Below are 19714 nucleotides of genomic sequence, written 5' to 3' on the forward strand. Positions count from 1 at the left end.
TATTTATTGTTTAACGGCGCCGATTAAAGCACCTTGGACAAAATACTTTTGGATAAACGGATAAACCATCATAATCGGCAGCGTGGAAATAATAATCGTCGCATACTTGATGTTCTCGCCGATTGCATAGCCGGTATCCGCTCCTGCACCCATGGCCTCCGTGCTATTGCTGAGCAAAATGTCCCTAAGCACAATTTGTATCGGGTATAATTCCTGCTTGCGCAAATACAGGAGAGGCGCCATGAAATCGTTCCAATGATCTACTGCGTAATACAATGTCATTACTGCAAGGATTGCTTTGGAGACCGGCAGCACAATCCGGAACAAAATGGTGAAGTCATTAGCGCCGTCCAATTTGGCGGATTCCAGCATTTCGTTCGGTATGCTCTCGAAATTGGTCTTCATAATTATGAAGTAGAAGGTGCTTATGGCCGCAGGAATGATGATGGCCAGCCGGCTATTGACCAGCCCGAGGTTTTGCACGAGCAAAAAGGTCGGAATCATACCGCCGCTGAAAAACATCGTAAAGGTTATCAGCTTCATGATGAGCTTTCGTCCGTACAGATCGGTTCTGGACAGCGCATAGGCCGCGAGTGACGTCATCAGCAGATTGACCGCCGTTCCGACGATTACATAAAACAATGTGTTCATATACCCGGTATAAATCTTGGGATTGTGAAACACTTGCTTGTACGCCTCTAGCTGGAACCCTGCGGGTAATAGCATGAACGACCTGCTCCGCAGAAGCGCATCCGGATCGCTGACGGAGGAATTGAAAATATAGAGCATCGGGTATACCGACAGTACAATCACAAGAGATAGCAGCAAATAGTTAAATCCGTCAAATATTCGTTCGCCTACCGATTGTTTCATGGTTTCACCCCTGCTACCATAGACTCGTTGAATTCGCTTTTCGGCTCAAGGTGTTCGCAATGACGAGGAACGAAAAGTTGATCACACCGTTAAACAAGCCGATAGCGGTCGAATACGTGTAATTCGCTTCCAGTACGCCGGACCGGTAGACGAAGGTAGAAATAACATCGGATACTTCATATGTGGATGCGGTTTGCATCAGCAAAATTTTTTGGAAGTCCGCATTCATGATAGCTCCCAGGCGCAAAATCAGCATAATGATCATCGTAGGCATGATCCCGGGAATCGTGATGTGAAGCAGCTGCTTCCATCTTCCGGCCCCATCGACCTTGGCTGCCTCGTACAATTGGGAGTCAATATTCGAAAGCGCTGCCAAAAAGATGATGGAAGCCCATCCCGCCCCCTGCCAAATGTTAGACAGGATGTACATCGGCCGGAACATATCCGATTCCGTAAAGAACATCACCGGACCCAAACTGAAGAGTGCGCGAATGACGTTAAACAGCCCGCCATCCAAAGAGGAAAATGCCTTCAGCATTCCTACCACAACAACGACAGAAATAAAGTGCGGCAGGTAGCTTACGGTTTGCACCGTCCGTTTAAACACCTTGCTCCTCACTTCATGCAGCAGTAAGGCCAGCACGATAGGCGCCGGAAAACCGAAGACAATGCTGTAGAAACTTAATACCACCGTATTCCGAAGCAGTCTCCAGAAATAGAAGCTTTTGAAGAACGTTATGAAGTTGTCTAACCCGATCCATGTCCCTGCAAAAATTCCTTTTACCGGACTATAGCTTTTCTGAAATGCCATCAAAAGACCATACATCGGTCCGTAATGGAAAATCAAATAGTAGGCAAGAACGGGTACAAGCATCAAATACACATACTTGTTCCTTACAAGTTCTCTTTTCAAGAAGGCAATTTTGCTTCTCGGGACCGCAACACCCTTCCCAGCCAGTTCATGCTTTAATTCCACGGTTTAAGCCTCCCACTTTGAAAGTATAATTCGCAGCTGGTTCTCAGATTAGCATGTAATCCTCCTCTAGAAAATAATCACATCTTATGATTATTTAGGTAAATGAACAAGAGGCTTGCTTATCGGCTCTAGTGACCGTAAGAAAGCCTCTTTGCTTGTGATCAGTCGTGGATCAAGGGGCCCTGTTGGACCCCATGCTGAGCAGTTGAGCTGCGCAGCCTATATTCTCCGGGAGTGATTCCGTTGATCTTTTTGAACACGCGAATAAAGTTCTGCGAATTATTGTACCGAAGCTTTTCCGCAATATCGGATATTTTGGCGTCCGTCGTCTCCAGCAGATGTCTCGCCTTCTCCATTCGGAAGGCAATTAAATATTCGGAGAAGGTCATTCCGGCCTCCGTCTTGAACATATGGCTGAACTGGGAGACCGGCATAGATACTAGACCCGCGAGCAGGGGCAAGGACAAATCCGTATCATAATGCTGATGAATGTGATCCAGTACCTTTTGAATTGTCATATGCTTGCGCTGAACTGTTCGGATACTAATGTGATCGACCATAGGAGGATAAACGTCCGTTTTGAGCCATTTCACAATTTTGTGCGAGGTATTGAGCTCATTCAGACGCTGGTAGAGATTGTAGGCATGAAGATGAGTGCTGTTGGGGTCCATTTCAAATAATGCCCGTAAGGAAGCCGCAATAAGCTGGGTAAAGGACTGCCGAACATGCTCATGATTGAATAATTCTGTTCTTAACGCTTGAGCGAAATCATCCAGCAGGTTGTGAATGGCCGGTAAATTAGCCAGCTTAAGATGCGTCACGATCTGCTGCTCGATCTCATAAGGATAGGAGAAGGAGGATGGTCCCGGTTTGATTTGTCCGATAAACAGGACTCGGCCGCTTCCTTCAACCAGCTGATATTCCAATGCCTCCAGTGCTTCCCGATAGGAGCTTCTCGCATGCTCAAGACCTTCATAGCTATGCCCGATTCCAATGGTCACGGTTATATGAAGCAGGCTTTCGGATACATTGCGTATTTCCTCGGAAATAGAGAATGACTTTGCTTTCAGATCCGTGAGCGACAGCTCCTCCGCGTCATGATTGATCAAGACGGCGATGTGGCCGCTGTGCATCTGGACAACCAAACCCTCCGAATGACGGCTGACTATTTCCTTTGCAATGTTGATGACGGCATAATGAAAGAGATTAGCATCCTGCTCCGTATGACCTCTCATGTTATCCAACTCTATACAGATCGCCGTGTAGAAGGCATGCATCACAGGAATGTTGTAATATACCGCGCGTTCTCGCATGCTGCTATGGAACGGCTCGGTCAGCATTTTCTGAATAAAATTTACTCTTAATAGAGGCATCGACTCTTCAATCTGTTTACCCAGAAGCTCATTGTTCTTATTTAACGATTCAAAATAATTCCGGATGAGGGCAAACTCATTCTGGTTTTTCTGGGCCTCCGCAAGGCCTCCCTTATTCTTGATCAGATCAATCAAAGATTGCAGGGCGCGATACCATCGTTTGGATAGCAGCCCCGTCGCAGCTGTACTGACCAGTACAAGCAGTAGACAGATCATAAAGGTCATTTGCTTGATCTTCTGCAGATGCCGCGTCAGATCGCTGTAAGGCACAATGGTAACATATTTCCATCCGTTGTAGTTCGATTTCAAATAATTGATCGACATGCTGCGTCCGTCGACTTGCTCGGTCATGAGCATTTCGCTGGCATCCGATGCCATCATCTCTCGGAAAAAGCCATAATGCTCGAACCGGTTCTGGATATGGCTTTTCGTTCCGTCCGAAAAGATGTTACCGCTCGGCGTGACAATAATCAGCTCCCTGGAGCCGAGCCGCATATTGCTGAATACGCGGAAGAACGTGGTATCGTTCAAATTGATGATCAAATAGCCAGGCTGCATAGGGTCCGTGGCATTGATTCTTCGGACAAAGGTGACCTGATGGAAGCCGTCGCGGACCAGACTGGACTCGAGCTTATGGTCAAGCCATATTTTAGGGGGATTGTGGCTTATGGCTTCCCTTACATATTCCGGCAGCACCTCTTCCCCCACCCTGCCCAGGTTCGGAGACACGACAAGCTGCTTGTCGGGACGGTACAAATATACGGCATCCACGTCCTCAATCAATACCTGCATGGAGTTTAGAATCGTCATGGTCATTCCCAAATTCTCGATATCCTCTTCGGGATTGGACAGCGAAAGAAATCGCGACAGCGTTGGATTGACCGCATTCTGAAGCGTAATTTTCTCCAACGTAATCAGCTTCTCGTCGATTCGCTGCTGAATTTGCAGCATGGTCTGTTTACTGGCAACACGGAGCTCTTCAATGAATTTTCCGCTGGCGATATAATAAGCCGTGGCTCCCATAATCAATACCGGTATTGTTGCAAGCAGAGAAGCGATAATGAGCACTTTTCTGCGAACCGGTCCGGATGTAAATGCAAAAGGTGACCGCCATTTTCTTAGCATCCTTCTCCCCCATTCCATCAGATGAAAGCCTCTATCGGGGCCTTGATTCTTAGAGCACGGAACTCCTCTTGATTGAAACCCCTTTCAATAATCCGGTTAATTACCCGTGTGCTGCTGCGGGCAACCATTACGCCCTGACACGTCGATATCTAATAAATTGCTTTTAGAGCCATCTTATCATTGATAATCGGATGCAAGCTACAATCAATTAAAATGATTATGCAGAAAACTCCCCTGTATTCTTGCTGGCGGAGTAAAGCATGCCGTTCAAGATAATGAAATCGAATTAGGGAGATCCCGCCAGGAAAAAATTTGAACCACCTATATTTTACCATATATTCCTATGCTACCATGACTTTGCATTCCCATTTTGCAACCTTAATCCTCTATTATGACTGCATTAACGATATCCAGTCCGGCGAATCGGGATTTGGAGGGGAGTTCCATACAACAACCGGCGGCTTCTATCTCCATGTGGAGTGTGGCGGTGCCGCACCTTGCTACGCTGAAAGCTGGATGGATGTGACGGACTAGACGGTTAGCATCGACCATCAGCGCTCTTTAGTTATTGGCTATGTTAAATTCTAATGTTGATATATGACCAATTGAAAACCGCCTTGTAAAAAAGGCGGTTTATTTAACTATCGTACCTGTCCACAATCATATAATGGACAAGTTATTGTAACTGATTCCCATATGGTTTCAAAAATTCACGCATTAACTTATTGGATAATGCCAGGGCTTCTTCACGTGTAGATGCGGGGGCAGATAACATCTTTCCATTCTCGGCGTCCCAAACGGTTTGAGGATCTCTATCTTCAGACTCGGACTGCTGGTCAGGTGTTTTGAGAAGCAATTTAATCAGTAATTTTTTTAAGCTCAAAAATAGTTGCCTCTGATAACAAGATAAGCCTATCGTTATTAACAACAAAATAACTTACACTTACAGGTATACTAAGTTTTGTAGAAGGGTCACTTATACCTATTGCTTTTACTACATCATTTATATTTAAGTCTGGGATATCTATTTTATATAATCTATAAAAAGAGTCAGAGTTATAGCATGTCGCTGTGATCTCATATAATGGATTTTTTAGTTCATATTGATAATCACTATAGTTTTTAAGTCCTTTTGATGAAAAAAAGTCTTTTTTGATTATAATTTCATCTCCAATAAATTTTTGCCCTGTTGGATATTCAGAAGCATCATTATATGAATTTGCAAATCCTAAAAGCTTCTCAACATTCCAAGTTCCATAGAAATATTTTTCAGTTTCACTATCCAAATTTATACGATTTACAAGACAAGATTCGGATGTGTTTTTTGGAATAATAGACTCATCCGTTGCAGGTTTAGGCTCACTAGAAGTATTTGGATTTGATGTCATTTCAACATTTCCACAAGCCGTTGCTAGCATCAACATTATCATAATACAAACCAATAATATTTTTTTCATATTTTACACTCCCACAATAAAGTTATGTTTTCGCCTGTTTACTCGCTCCTTCTCGTTATTTCAGTGAGGAGTTGTTATCGTTCGGAGTTTGGTGTTTGTTTCATTCACATTAAACAGGCAGGAGACGACCAACATATTTTTCTTATTCGACGCTGTATTCTCATATTCTTTGCTATCTATATAACGGAACCAAGCCAGATAATGCTGTAAATATTTCGTTGTAACACCATTGAAGCGATCTATCCATTTTTTCAAACGGCTATGGTAGCTGTTGACGTTTTGGATATGGTACACGCCTTTTACTCGCTGTTTTTCATCTGACTTAAAACGGTAATGAGCTAAGCCTCTCGCATTCGCATATGAACTGAATGCCCTCCACGAATCGGTGCAAAGCACGTTAGAGTCAGATAAATGACCACCAATCGCCTCATCCAATTTCTTTGTCCGAATACGCCCACGTCCAAGAACACCAGAGTAAGTCATTTTTGACGATCACGGGCAACCAGTACACACACTTGGTCGTTACTGATGCCACGATATTTGGCTTCGCCGCCACGTTTACGTGGCTTGCGATCGGCAATGTTCCGTTTACCTTTTTCAGAGAACAAGAAATAAGTCTCGTCCATTTCGACGATACCCTGGAAAGCTTCGGTTGGAATTTGCTTCAAAGCGGCGAGGATTTTATGCCGCCAGTAGAACAAGGTCACATGCGTAACTTCTTCGTGCAGTATTTCAGCACACTTACAAAGGGAAAAGCCTTCAATCATGCATTCAATGAATCGTACCCAAAGATGAGGTCTGCGTGTGCGTTGGAGAGGCGTGTTCGTAAGGTCGTTAAACGTTTGACGACAGAACTTACAACGGTAACGTTGACGTTTTACCTCCCCAGTACGTGTTTTTACAACGTACTTTCCAAACCGCACGACCGAGTGATTTTTACAATGCGGACAAACAAGCCCATCCTTATGCTTCTGCTCTTGTATTTCATCTATTGCTCGTATTGGAGACACCATTCCCTTGGTTCGGGACTGCAAAAAGTAGATAAGCTCTCGCTTACCGCTATCATCCAATTCTTCGGCGAGCCTTTTCAGATCCTTTAAATCCATGGATAAATCATCTCCGAACCAAGGACGTTACCCTAATTATAGAACGAATGTTCGTAGATATCAAATATCAACAACATAATTTAACATAGCCTAGTTATTAAAAAAGCTCTCCCAGCTTGGGAGAGCGCACTATTATTCCTTGGACAAAAGCTGCAGATTCACTTGCGAAGTATATGAAACGGATTGCATTTTACCCAATGTAATAGACGGAACGAAGCTGACTGTAACCTTGTCACCCAATGCATTTTTTGGGAAAAGTGAAGCGGTCACGTACTCTTGATCTTGCAACGATGCAAAGGATTTGGCTTCACGGATGCAGATCGTGGCTCCGGTCGGGGCAGTTTCGGTCCTAATGCACGGATAAGTCCGATGATCCTCCCCGTCCCAACTCCCGCCGCCCTCGATATTGGGATCGAATCGTGCAGTGGCAGTTGACTTGGCATTTAGCTTCTGAGGAAAGTTGTTTAGACTTACACTGCAAGGTTGATACATACCTATTCCATTTTTTTGTTGGATGCTAAAATGGTTTACACTTAAAGCTGCATAATATCCATTGGTTGGAATTGGATGATATTCATACTTATTCAGCTCCTCATTCCATATGGAGTAGATAAGATCGTCCGTCCTACTAGAAATTAGGTTCTTGTCGTCTTGATACTAGGGAAATGCTTTGTTCATCTTAACGCCGAACCTTGAATTCACAATTGGCTTTTAAGTATTTACCGCCGTTTATGATAACGGATTCGTCTGAATGAGATTCAATAACACCTCCGTAGTCAATGATTCTGCCATTTTGCAAGACAGCTACATGAAATCGAAAATATCGGGCGTTATCAAAATCAATCTTATGCTTTAAAATACTCCCTTTTATCGGCATTTCATTGCTCCGTCCTTTACCCTAGTTATATGTTTCTTCCATTATTAATGATCATACTAGATTTGGAATGTCGATTGTCTCAGAAACGTGATGCAAACGGTGACTATTATTGTCGATCCAACCAATTTTTTAACAAAAATAACCGTATCACGAAAAAAAACGACTACTCAACATAGCCGTTTCTTCTCTTGATTATGGGGTGGACGTAACGCATCGCTATTCGAATTAACTAGGAGTACAAAGTCGGGTCAGCTGGTGCGACGGGTGCGGGCCAGTGTTAGCCCCGCGAGGACTACACCGGTCAGTCCCATCACGATAGCCACGATAGCCCCGGCCTTCCCGCTGCCAGTGCCGAAATCACCTGTGAAGTTAGTTAGATGCAGCCCGGCGTAGACTATGACGACTACCGCCATTACGATGGCCACTATGGCCCCGCGTCGACCGGAACCATTGCCGATACGACCAGCAGAGCGAGCCAAGGACAGCCCGCCGATGATGGCGCTGATCAGCCCCACCAACGCGTCCATTGCGGCCCATAATCGCCCAGTGGTAAATCCGTAAACAACATTACCGTTGGTCGCTTCAGCAGAGGCAATAGTTGGCACAAGTAGAAAACAACAAAGCATTACAATGGAACAGAGCTTCATTTTCATTTGTTAACTTCTCCTTTTTTAGTTTTCCTTCTACTTCCAGATTCATTGTTCTTCCTGTTCTTTGGGAGTATTTCCCGCCTTTCACAGCCAGTTTACACTACAAATGTCGAGAACTTATGCAGATCCTCCTCTCTTTGCGTGGAGTTCTTTAAGAACCTGCAATATCACGGTATAATTTCGGTAAACGAAATAACTTAAATCAATGGAAGCAGACTAAATGGGAAAGAGGCGATGGGAATGGAACCGAAATTGCTGCTTGTGGAGGACGAACCGGGCATGCTGGAGGAGATGGAGACCTATTTGCAGCGCGAAGGGTTCCGAGTATTGACCGCCTGCACCGGCAACGAAGCGCTCATGATTGCCCGGTCAGAACGGCCAGATCTCGTCGTGCTTGATTGGATGCTTCCCGGGAAAAGCGGTATCGAAGTATGCCGCGAGCTAAGGAATACTTCACATTGCGGCATTATTATGGTCACGGCCCGCTCAGAAGAATCGGATAAAATCGTCGGTCTGGAAATCGGCGCAGATGATTATTTGACGAAGCCTTTCAGCTTGCGTGAGCTTGCTTCTCGCATTCGAGCTTTACTTCGCCGTTTGCGGGGACATGATGACAGGTTGATGGTTTTGGAAAGAGACAATTTGCTCATTTCCGAGGCCAAATGTCAGGTATTCAAGGACGGTCAGGAAATCCAATTGACACCGACCGAGTTCAAAATTTTGTTCACACTTGCGGGTCGTCCTGGCATCGTCTTTAGTCGGTTGCAACTGTTAAAGACTGCTTTGGAGGATGAGTACATGGGGTACGAAAGAACGATGGATTCCCATATACGGAATCTTCGCCGTAAATTGGGAGACGACCCCTCCGATCCTCGTTATATTCAAACGGTATATGGTTTCGGATACCGGTTCGGTGAACGTTCATGAAGATGACGGTCCGCATGAAAATATTTGCCTGCATGGGACTGTTGGTGTTCATTGTAAGCATCACTTTCTCCCTTACAACGCGGGTTTACACAGGCAGCTTGATCGATCAATTCCAAAGAGAGCAACTGGATGCTCATTATTTGAATGCCACGCCCGAAGAGCAAATCGAAATCTTTAAATCTTATATCCTTGACAATATGAGCCTGAACGAACTAATTACAGTCACGCACGGTGTACGTTTGTTCTTTTTTATTACGATTGGATTGTTCTTCAGTTTTTGGATATCGGGGGTACTGACCCTCCCGCTCAAAAAGCTCATAGCAGCCATAGAACGCGTGGCACAGGGCGATCTGAACGTTAAAGTACCTCTAGATACAAAAGATGAGTATGGGAAAGTTGCCCAAACGTTCAACGATATGACGTTTCGCCTGCGTGAAGCAGAGGAAGCCCGCAGACGACTGGTAGCCGATGTTGCTCACGAGCTTCGCACACCGCTGTCTGTAATGCAGCTTAAACTGGAAAATTACCAGCAGGCCGGTCATCATGTCCCGCCAGAAAAGCTGCTGCGGCTTCACGACGAGGTCATCCGGCTCAGCCAGCTTGTCGACGATCTTCATGAATTGTCGCTCGCCGAAGCGGGGAGGTTGTCGCTCGATCGCAAGCCGCTCGACCTGACGGTACATCTAAATCGAATCGTAGATGATGTGAAATACGAAGCGGAAGAAAACGGCTTGGACATTCACCTTCTTACAAATTCGAGGCCTGTAATTGTGATGGTCGATGCGAGACGGATCACGCAGGTTTTCTTTAATTTGCTAACCAATGCGATTCGTTATACTCCACGGGGAGGGAAGATTACAGTTGAAATCGCAGACCGGGTCGTTGATCAGAATACGCACTTTGCATGCGTCTCGGTGATCGATACCGGTATCGGAATCCCTGCAGAAGAACTGTCCCACCTATTCGATCGCTTTTACCGGGTAGATGAAGCGCGCTCACGGTATACAGGCGGTACGGGGCTCGGATTAGCTATCGCCCATCATTATGTAAAGGCCCACGACGGATTCATCCGCGTTGCGAGCAAGCCGGATGAAGGTACAATCTTTACTGTTTTTCTGCCTATAGGAAAAGATATATAGGAAAAGACATAGTCGTAACGAGACCCGCAGGTCATCCACCGTAACTATGAAATGCCTCTTGCTCTAAATCATCAACTCGCTAAATGACATGCATGAGTTCGAAGGGAGCCACCTTCAACCGATTTATTTCGCATATTCAAGAAACAATTGGTCAACAAGGGAATTGGCCTGGGAAAATGACTGGGAATATCCTTCGAGAAAACTTCCCAGTCCTTGGGATGACGCTCCCCATGACGGTGGGAAATCGGGAGTGGTATGATTTACCTGTCAGGTTGAAGCTGCGGAGTACGGGAGGAGGCCATCGTGGGCCTGTAAGATAAGCAAATGATCCTCAGATCAAATCCATTCGGCCGCAACCGGCAATCGACTCTTTATACTGGAGGTATGATTTTATGAAAACGATGAAATGGTTTGCTTTACTGCTTGTTCTGTCGTTTGGCCTGCTGCCCTTCGGAATCGGTGCGGGAACCGCATCGGCAAACAGTCTATCGGATTGGTATTGGACGGATAACTATCACATGTCCCCGAACAGCACGGGTTCTGCCCGCATTGTATTTAATACGACGAGTAGTCAGGCGCTGAAAGACATCATAGGCTCGACCACCAACACAACTCCGTATAAGTATGATGTTTATGCGAGTGGATGGTATGCAGGGAATGAAGTGGGCTTCGATCAATACAGCGGAGCCCCAATGCCCGATATGTGGAACGACAAAAATATCAGTACATTGGTAGGCTACAACGGATTCCGATATCAGCCTCCGGTATGGATCACCACTTCCTATTATCTGTATCCCCGAGAAACCGTGAATTTTTATCAGCAATATCTCAAAAAAATCGTCAATGTCTCCTATATCGAAACCGACAGCAAAGGGAACGTCGTATATGAAGCGCGCATGGTCATGACACTCATCCATTACCAAGGACCTTCGATTCAAAGAGCATCGTAAAAATAAAACAGTCTCCTGCCCGCATAAGGCGAGGGGACTGTTTTTAGCTTACTTTTAATATTCTCCTTTAATGATAAAAAATGAGCCCCGGATAGTTCCAGCCAGCTTAGACTTCTGCCTGGCAAACTTAAACTTCCCTTCCAGCTCCTTGGGTACCTCCATCCCCTCAGAAAGCTTAAAACCAACGGCCCGCTTCTTAGGGTCATCGACCGTATACATGACATTGACCGCAAGACCATCCTCATAAAAAACGTAGGCCATTTTGATATTTTCCACTTGAAAGCGTGATGTCTCTAAAGGCTTGGCTGAAAACTCAATATCTCGTTCTTCCTTCAAAATCCGGTTCACATAATCCAGGGTCTCCTGACTTTCGCTAGCTGGTACAACCGTAAATTCATGCTTATATTTGTTCATATAGTAACGGGCTTCATTAGCACGTAAACCGGAAAGCGCTTCTGCAACAGGTGAAGATTCTAAACCAACCGCGGACACAGTTTTGAAATCAACGATATTGGACATTTTGCATTTCTCCTCTTATTTCATTTTTTTGCGGCAACAGGCTCGCTTGGGTGGAACCGCTGTTTGACCTATATAAACCTGCGTCGTTAAATCATAAAGCGGCGTCTCCTTGGTCTTTCTCCAAAAGACGAATCCAATTCAGTATCAGATTTCCATTAAGACACCATTCGGTGTCGTTTTGATTATATGACACCAAACAGTGTCGTGTCAACAGTGTTTTATTCCGTTTAGTCATTGTTAGTTATGGACGCTTTCATATGCTGGTGACGGCGATATTTATACGACATTTCGTATGATGCTTTTGCACTGCTGCTTTTAGGAATGGGCTGGTTTCTACTGCATTAGAGTCGCGTTCGCTGACCTTCCCATTATCACCTTCATTGCAGATGGCTATTGGTGAAATTTGCGGCCAATACTATCAATCCCCGCTTCAATAGAAAAAAAGCAAAGTCGATCAGCTGAGGCTGCTTCGGCTTTGCTATGAAAATCATTGCCTCACCCGCTGGCCTTATGCATATCTAGAGCACGCCGATGCAGGTCTTTTGGTGATACGGTATCTGCTGATAATGGAGCATAATATACATGACAAGGGAAGGCATACATTTGCCCTCCTTTGTCATGTAATATTATTGGTTGGCGCTTACTTGCCGCCCTTATCCAGATAAGCTTGAAGCTGCTTCTGCAGCTCGGCACGTACCTTTTCCAATCCAAGCGCTCGCAGCTCATTATTCAATTTAGCGGCCTGAGCTTCCCAATCCTTCATCTGTCCCGCCTTGAGCAGCTGAACAAACGGATCGGTCTTGGAGCTGATATTGGCCAGCTCGGCCTTGACATTTGTCGTATCGAAGGCGAACATCGCGAGCGGCGCCGAGTAATAGGTATCGGCCTTCGCGGAATACTCGTAGTATTTTTTTGCAGTATCATCCAGATCGGAGCTGAGTCGAATCATCGACGGGTTCCAGGTTAATTCATAGCCCGGGAAGGTATAGTTCTTCGAATCGTCGAGCAGCTTGTACTGGTTCGTCCCGGCCGCTTCCCAGTGCTTACCCGGAATCCCCAGCTCGAACAGGTCATGGTTGTCCTGGCTGCTGTACAGCCAGTCGAAGAACTTCATCGTCCGGTCAATGTTCTTGGAGGTTGCAGGGATAGCAATGGAATTGTTCGCTTTGTAGTTCGTGCTGATCGCTTGCGGCTTCATATTGCGTATGTCCTCCTTCAGCACGAAGAACTCCAGATCTGCGCCTGCAAGCGTATCCTTCAGCTTCTTCTTGTCCGCGGCATAGCTGGATATCGTTCCATAGTAAGAGGCGGCTTTGCCTGACATGAAGTAAGCCTTCTGATCCTTTTGGCTGATGACGTCCTTCTCCAAATATTTGCTCCATTCCGCCCACTTATCATATTGAGGATACGCCGTCTTCTCCGTATTATACGGCGCAGGCAGCTTCGCCCATTCGGAAGCCGGATCGCCGAAGGCTACAATATTCTTCACCTGCTTGAGATCATCCGTCAGCTGGACGAAGAAGGAAAGTCCCGAGAAGCCTACGGAGCCGATGGTAGGGATTTTTACAGTGCCCCCCTCACCTGACCAGATTTCCTGAAAGCCTCCGTTGCCTTTGACGGCTAGAGGCGTCAGATCCTTGTCCGACTCCTGTACCTTCTTGTAAAAGCTCTCCAGCTCGTCATAGTTCTTGATTGGCTGCATCCCGTATTTCTCCCGCAGATCCTTGCGGATGTAGATGATCGGAAGGTCGTAGAAGTACTGGGTAAACGGAATTGTGTAGAGATGGCCGTCGAACCGTTTGTTGGCTTCTACATATTCCTTGGAGAAGGCTTTCTTCAGGCCCGGATAGGCATCGTTGTTAAAATATTTGTCCAGCTGCGCATAAGCGCCCTGCGGGACTAAATCTCTCAGGTTCATAAAATCCGCATCGAACACAAAATCTACATCTTCACCGGCCGCCATCATCAGCTTGACCTTCTGCTTATGATCGTTCATCGGATTCCACTGAATGTTCAGCTTCGTGTTCAGCGTATCCTTCGTGCGCTTCTCGAATTCATCAAAAACGACCTGCATGTCCTTCGGCTGATCGCCGAACAGCATCCCTTTAAGTGTTATAGGTGCAAGCGTAGCCGAATCACCTCCTGCCGGGGACTTATCTGCCCCCGAATCCTTGCCATCGCTGCAGGCAGCCGTCGCGCCCGCCATGGCAACAGCCAGCAGGACTGCCGAAATCCGTTTGATATTCATGTTTTGTTTCCTCCCTTTTCGTTGGACAATCTCTATACTAAACCGCTACGAGCTGCGGACTTAGCCTTTCACGGCACCCACCATCAAGCCTTTGACAAAATATTTCTGAAGAAACGGGTACAGCAAGACAATCGGACCGATCGTCACGATCGTAGTGGCAAGCCGTACGGTCAGTGTCGGTGGAATAAAATTCGGAATGTTCACGTCGGCCGACAGCTGGCTGACAAAGTCCAGATTGTTCATGATGCGCTGAATCAAATATTGCAGTGGAAATTTATGCGGGTCGTTGATATAGAGCAAGGCGTTAAACCAGCTGTTCCAGTAGCCCAGCGCATAGAACAGGCCAATCGTCGCCAGCGCAGGCAAGGAAACCGGCAGGATGATGCGAAACAGGATATGGGCATCGTTAGCGCCGTCAATTTTCGCCGATTCAGCAAGCGAGTCGTCAATGGTAGCGAAGAAGTTGCGCAGCAGGAACATATTCCAGGCGCTTATCATGCTGGGGATGATGAGCACCCAGATCGTGTCCTTCAAATGCAGGTACTTGGAGATCAGCAGATAGGAAGCGACAAGCCCGCCGTGGAACAACATTGTAAAGTATACGAAGAAGGCGATTCCGTTCCGGTATTTCACCGATTTGACGGAGATGGCATAGGCGAGTGCGCTGGTAAACAGCATCGAGAGCAAGGTGCCGACCAGCGTCACGAATGTCGTTACCCCGTAGGCCCGGTAAATCGTATCGTCTTGAAAAATAAGCTTGTAAGCCTCAAGACTGAACTCTTTAGGCCACAGCGTATAGCCGTACTTCAGAATCTCCGATTCCTTGGTGAACGAGCTGGCCAGGACCGCCAGGAAAGGAACCAGGCAGTAGATGGAGAACAAGGTGATGATGACGTAGAATAATGCTTTCAGCAGCTTATCCGATAAGCTTTCTCTGATCATGATGCGCCTCTCCTTTCATTTAGAATATGGCCGATTCCGGTGCCGTCTTCTTGGCAATATAGTTTACGGTAATGACCAGAAGGAACCCTACCACCGATTGCAGAAGGCCAACCGCCGCAGACATCCCCATATCTCCAAGGTCCATCAAGGACCGGAAGACATAGGTATCAATGACGTCAGTCGTCGGATAGAGCAGCGGATTCCGGCCGATGATGGCGAAGATCATGCCGAAGTCACCGTTAAATATGCCGCCCACTGCCAAGATGGTAAGCAGGATAACCGTCGTTTTTAACAAAGGCAGCGTAATGTACATAATTTTTTGCCAGCGGCTCGCGCCATCCATGGAAGCGGATTCGTACACCTCCGGATTAATCCCGGCAATGGTCGCCATATACACGATGGAGCTGAAGCCCGCCCCATGCCAAATCTTCAGCAGGACGAAGATCGCGGGCCAATAGGAGGGTGACGACAGGAACTGGATCGGCTCCGCTCCGAATAAAGCCAGCGCCTTGTTAATAAATCCTCCGTCCGTAGCCACGAATGCTGTGATGAACATGGCGACAACCGTCCACGACAGGAAATGCGGGAAGATCATGACGGATTGCGCCGCTTTCTTAAACCATTTACCGCCAAGCTCCGTCACCATAATGGCTATGGCTACCGCCGCAAGTGTTCCGAATACAATGAACAGCACGTTCAGGAAGATGGTATTGGTCACGATCTTGACCCAATCGTTGGAGTGGAAGAAGAATTCAAAGTTTTTGAGGCCGACGAACTTGCTGCCTGTAATGCCCTTCACGGCTTTAAAATCCTGAAAGGCGATCACGATGCCCCCCATCGGGAGATAGGCGAAGATGAAAAACCAGATCATGCCGGGAAGCGCTAATAAATACATGAATTTATTTGTTCTTAATTCGAAGAAGAATGAGGCAACAGCTCCCCGCTGTTTCCTGGAGATGCCGCTGCCAAGCTGAGATTGCTCCGATATTGCGGAATGATTCATAGGTACTCCTTTCTTTCCAATCGAGATGTAATGACTTTATCTTATGTCCTCAGGGCGTTAGCGAAAAAGTTTGGATTTTACCACAACGCTATGTTTTCCGCTGATTAGAGTGTTTGAAATTGTACCACTTTCATTAATTGGTGCATTCTTCACGCAGAAGACCCGCTTCTCCGAGCTCCCGAAGACGTACATGTAACTGCCGTCCGTCTCCCTTAAGACCATGAACGTCAATAACCTGCGTCCTCCCGTCCGTTAACTGGACTCTAATCAGCTCGGGTGAGATTGCGTTGGCAGCCGCGATAACCGAGTCCCCCTCATGCGACTCAAGCAAGGTTATGAAGTAAGCTTCCCTGCCGCTTGTACGGATGCTGATCGTCTTGCGGCGGGCCGGATCGTCACCAAGCGGGTAGTCTCCACCCAGAGTTCCCTGGAAGGCCATTGCCTCTAATCCGCTAAGGTCTATCACGGCAACGGCCGGCAGGCTCGGGTCGAGCGGCTCGAAGGGCAGCGCCTCCCTATACAGCTCACCGGCCAGATGTACTTGGCCGCCGTAATAATCCGAACCGACCCCGTGTCCAGGGTCTACATTCTCGTATCGGATCGGCAGGTCAGTCAGCGGCAGCCTTCGTCCATCCTGAAGCAGCACGCAAGGATTGCCCCAGAAGACCGTTTTACGGCTCGAGCGATCTACGCGAACCTGCAGCTTCAGCTCCCGGATCCCCTGCAACGGGATATCCAGGCTGCGCTTACCGAGGATCCATGCTCCAAACTGTCCTTCTGCCAGCTGAACCCCATCCCCCGCTATCTCGTAGCTCAACACTTTGTTCACAGGCGCCGCCTCCGCGTACCAGCCTGTCATGAGCTCCTGCTGGGGGGGCCACAACGTATGAAGATGTAAATTCATAAGCCCCTCTTCGTTGTGCATGTTATGGCGCCCCTCACTATCGTCCCTGACAGCGTTGTAGCTATGGCTGAACCGGATCCGGGCGGGGGCATCGCACTCGTACCAGCTGCAATCTGTGATAAACTGTGCGGAGCCGTAAGGATCCTCACTCATCTGGGCCGTGTGGCGGAGAAGCCGTTTCCGTTCCCCATCGATTCCTTGAAAGCCTTGATAATGGTGCAGGCAATCGAAGGTATGGGACTCTTCCCCCTTGAGGTAATCCGCGATGACGACATAATCTTCTGTGACGGCAACAAGCCGTCTTTGAACGACCGGCTCCGAATAGGTGCCGGTATCTCCCTGCGGGCGCGGCTGAGGAGGGATTGGCACCTCCCGGCCTTCGATCAGACCGCGTTCCTGCGGGAACGCTTCAGGATATGGCGTCTGGCCGCCGTAAGGAGGGTCGCACCATCTCGCGACTGTCTCTACCGCGCATACGTTCAGCAGGGTTCCGCTATGAAACACCAGCCGCTTGGAAGGAGCAGGCTCCTGCATCCGCTGGTCCACGACGACCATGTTGTGCGACATGGAGGCTTGCACCCACATTTTGAACATGAACGAATGATAGCCGTACCAGGAAGCAAGCGGACTATAGGCGTTCTTCCCATACCGGATCAGCCCGAGAAGTCCGGTGCGGTCGAAGTGACCGTGGTATCCGCCGTGAGAGCCGTATTTCAGCACCGCCTGAATCCGTGAAGAGGCCGAGCCTTGTCCGCCAGACCGCAGCAGGGCAAGCCCGACGTTATCAGCGATAACGGAACGTTCGTCGTGTCGGTCCTCCCCTTCCGGGAGTTCTCCTGCCCCGTACACCAAATCTCTTCCCTTAGCTGATCGGATGACAGACGCATACCTCGGGTCCCTCCATACGTAATAAGCGAGATCGTACCATTTCCCCATTTGCTTTGCGGTTGAATCGTTGGCGCCGAACAGGACGCCGCGGTCGTCGATAAAAGGAAGCATGGCATCCCACACGTCTTTTATGGTTCTGTAATTACGATTGGCCGGCTCATACTTGGCAAAGGACATGCCGAGGAACGGCTTCTCGCCCGGCATCGACCAGGGTGACAGCATCGCATTGGAATGATAGGATGGCGGTATCTTCCTATCCTTGAGCCCGAGCCCCCACGGCTCGCAGGCCTGGACAACTCGAGTCATCATATCGGCGAACAGCACGACATAATTGGAGGCTCCCTCAAAGTACCAGCCGTCGTCCATGACGCCCGTTGCGACCATATCGATAAAACCGCCGGGACCGTGGATGAAGCGCCGGATCCAATGCATGTCCTGAAGGAGCAGGCTGCACAGAAGAGCTGCCGCCATGCCTCCTGACGGAATATTGTTGGTATCGCCATCCGTGATCATCCAATCCACCTTCTCAATGAACAAGCGGAAAACATGCTCCAATCGGCTCCGGTCCTCGCCGGTCCAGCAGGATTCGTTATACAGAAGATCATATACAGACACGATATCCAGCATCAGCTCGCCTTCATGAATGAGCCCCCCTGTGCTGACCTTTACTCCCCTCGGCGAAGGAAGTACTAGCTCCTCCCGGGTCGAATAGATGTGCAGCATCGGCGCATCGGTCGCCGGATATCCGGTGATCGGATCCGCCAACCGCCGCAGAAAAAGAACGGCCTTCTCGAGAAAATCCGTTCGCCCTGTTAGCTTCCAAGCTATGCCTGCGGCGTGCAGCTTGAATCGCTGCCCAAGCTCGAAGGCAAACGGCTGCCCAGGCCCTTGGGCTTCGGGGACGACCCAATCCTCCGCGATCCGAATATAGTCATCCAGCTCCTTCTGGGCCCATGGAAAGGCTGCTGCGTTGCGCCGCACCTGCTCCCAGCCGGCTTCCGTGTGCATAATGTAGGGGTGTGCCAGTGCTCTGACGGTGTATAGGGTCAGCCGCTTGGCCCAGACCGCCTTTCCTCCAGGAATGGCGACGACCGTCAACCTCTCATAGCCCCCGGGAGCGATACCGTCGTGAAGGGTAACTTGCAGCGTGACCCGGCCGGTTTGCCCGGGTTCAAGAACAAGGCTCTCCGGCTCCAGCTGCGTTCGCATGGACTCGTAGCCATAGAGCTCCAGAGCCAATGTAACCGCCTGCTGCGTATTCGACTCATTGCATACGTTTAGTTCATATTGAACCGTTTCGCCCGGCTGGGCTGAACGGGATAACCGTTCGGCTGACAAGGCGATAACGCCCAATGATTTAAGCCGAATCGATCGGATACGGATGCCTGCTTCTGCTTGCCCGCTGCCGTTCACCGTTCTAGCTTCGATTCCAAGCTTGCGGATCATGCGCCAGAACGCTGGCGCCGCCTGCTTATAGTCAAATTGGCTGAAGGCCGTCTCTACTTCCGTCCAGCCGTTCCCCGTAAGATGCACCGTCGCCGCCGCGACGGGAATATATTCAGGCCGTCCGATCCTTTGTGGATAGACGCGGAGCGTAAGCTCCATGACCGATCCCTCCGGCACCCAAATCTCCAGCCCAACGGCTTCAAAAGCCCTCCAATCGGAGGGGTGCCCCAGATCCCATACCCGTTCCGCTCCTTGCTCGAGCAGGGTTACCTCGTTGATGAATTGTCGCATCTCCAACTTCCTCTCTAATA

The 19714-nt window shown here is 48.3% G+C and carries 13 protein-coding genes and 1 pseudogene; 3 read left to right on the forward strand and 11 right to left on the reverse strand.

What is annotated here, in order from left to right; genetic code table 11:
* Positions 1-3: 3 nt before the first annotated feature.
* The 6 genes and pseudogenes from B1728_RS14950 to B1728_RS14990 all read right to left on the reverse strand — a co-directional run bounded on the left by B1728_RS14950 (position 4) and on the right by B1728_RS14990 (position 8440).
* Positions 4-873, reverse strand: a complete 870-nt coding sequence (locus B1728_RS14950; protein ID WP_079911014.1) for a carbohydrate ABC transporter permease — start codon at positions 871-873, stop codon at positions 4-6.
* A 13-nt stretch (positions 874-886) separates the two neighbouring features.
* On the reverse strand, positions 887-1849 hold the full coding sequence (locus tag B1728_RS14955; protein WP_079911015.1) for an ABC transporter permease: 963 nt from the start codon (positions 1847-1849) through the stop codon (positions 887-889).
* Between the two features lie 161 nt (positions 1850-2010).
* Complete coding sequence (locus B1728_RS14960; RefSeq protein ID WP_079911016.1) at positions 2011-4347, reverse strand: helix-turn-helix domain-containing protein; 2337 nt, start codon at positions 4345-4347, stop codon at positions 2011-2013.
* An 857-nt stretch (positions 4348-5204) separates the two neighbouring features.
* The gene (locus B1728_RS14970) at positions 5205-5804 is read right to left on the reverse strand and encodes a hypothetical protein (RefSeq protein WP_079911018.1); all 600 of its coding nucleotides are present in this window, start codon (positions 5802-5804) and stop codon (positions 5205-5207) included.
* 60 nt (positions 5805-5864) lie between these two features.
* Positions 5865-6910 (reverse strand): annotated as a pseudogene (locus B1728_RS14975) (IS1595 family transposase).
* Positions 6911-8035: 1125 nt separating this feature from the next.
* Entirely contained in the window at positions 8036-8440 is a 405-nt protein-coding gene (locus B1728_RS14990; protein WP_079911021.1) for a DUF6223 family protein, read from the reverse strand.
* 237 nt (positions 8441-8677) lie between these two features.
* Between B1728_RS14990 and B1728_RS14995 the strand changes: the two genes are divergently transcribed.
* The 3 genes from B1728_RS14995 (at position 8678) to B1728_RS15005 (ending at position 11453) form a co-directional block, all read left to right on the forward strand.
* Positions 8678-9364, forward strand: a complete 687-nt coding sequence (locus B1728_RS14995) for a response regulator transcription factor (protein ID WP_079911022.1) — start codon at positions 8678-8680, stop codon at positions 9362-9364.
* Positions 9361-10503: a sensor histidine kinase gene (locus B1728_RS15000; protein ID WP_079911023.1), complete on the forward strand. Its 1143-nt coding sequence runs from the start codon at positions 9361-9363 to the stop codon at positions 10501-10503. Before B1728_RS14995 ends, B1728_RS15000 begins: the two co-directional genes overlap by 4 nt.
* Positions 10504-10895: 392 nt before the next feature.
* Positions 10896-11453 carry a hypothetical protein gene (locus B1728_RS15005; protein ID WP_079911024.1) on the forward strand — a complete coding sequence of 186 codons (558 nt, stop codon included), beginning with the start codon at positions 10896-10898 and terminating at the stop codon, positions 11451-11453.
* A gap of 54 nt (positions 11454-11507) precedes the next feature.
* On the opposite strand, the gene B1728_RS15010 is transcribed toward B1728_RS15005, so the two are convergent.
* The 5 genes from B1728_RS15010 to B1728_RS15030 all read right to left on the reverse strand — a co-directional run bounded on the left by B1728_RS15010 (position 11508) and on the right by B1728_RS15030 (position 19694).
* On the reverse strand, positions 11508-11972 hold the full coding sequence (locus B1728_RS15010) for a phage tail protein (protein ID WP_079911025.1): 465 nt from the start codon (positions 11970-11972) through the stop codon (positions 11508-11510).
* A 640-nt stretch (positions 11973-12612) separates the two neighbouring features.
* The gene (locus B1728_RS15015; RefSeq protein WP_079911026.1) at positions 12613-14220 is read right to left on the reverse strand and encodes an extracellular solute-binding protein; all 1608 of its coding nucleotides are present in this window, start codon (positions 14218-14220) and stop codon (positions 12613-12615) included.
* 60 nt (positions 14221-14280) lie between these two features.
* A complete protein-coding gene (locus B1728_RS15020; protein WP_079911027.1) occupies positions 14281-15162 on the reverse strand; it encodes a carbohydrate ABC transporter permease in 882 nt (293 codons plus the stop codon).
* A gap of 19 nt (positions 15163-15181) precedes the next feature.
* Positions 15182-16165 (reverse strand): ABC transporter permease, encoded by a 984-nt coding sequence (locus B1728_RS15025; protein WP_079911028.1) that lies wholly within the window; start codon positions 16163-16165, stop codon positions 15182-15184.
* Positions 16166-16298: 133 nt separating this feature from the next.
* Entirely contained in the window at positions 16299-19694 is a 3396-nt protein-coding gene (locus B1728_RS15030; protein ID WP_079911029.1) for a COG1470 family protein, read from the reverse strand.
* Positions 19695-19714 lie beyond the last annotated feature (20 nt).

The sequence above is a fragment of the Paenibacillus sp. 32352 genome (assembly GCF_002042965.1).
GTDB lineage: Bacteria > Bacillota > Bacilli > Paenibacillales > NBRC-103111 > Paenibacillus_S > Paenibacillus_S vulneris.